This window comes from Pauljensenia sp. UMB6358, from assembly GCF_030216865.1.
Classification (GTDB): Bacteria; Actinomycetota; Actinomycetes; order Actinomycetales; family Actinomycetaceae; genus Pauljensenia; species Pauljensenia turicensis_A.
In genome coordinates this window covers 1-244 of record NZ_JASOMS010000257.1, presented here as the reverse complement: position 1 = coordinate 244, position 244 = coordinate 1, and the positions used below count along the sequence as shown (strand labels likewise).

Annotated in this window: 1 pseudogene; it reads right to left on the bottom strand. The window is 49.2% G+C overall.

The features are described 5' to 3' along the window. Nucleotides 1–57: 57 nt before the first annotated feature. Nucleotides 58–244: pseudogene (locus QP381_RS09380) on the bottom strand (FAD-dependent oxidoreductase); the annotation flags it as partial.

Here is a 244-nt window from a genome sequence, read left to right as displayed (position 1 = left end):
AGCATCAATCAGGCGTTCCAATTCCAATGACGGATCGGGCATGATAACTCCTTAGTTTTACTGCAGATGCAATTGATTACGGACCATAGAAACCATCAAGTCAGTACCCTTGATGTCAGCCGTTTCGCGGGGACCGACCACTTCTATGGTCCCATCCCTTGTGACCAACTGACTTGCACCACCATCAGGACCTAACGGCAGAATAACCCATTCCTTGCCAGGCTCGTAAGACGTAGTCATGTTC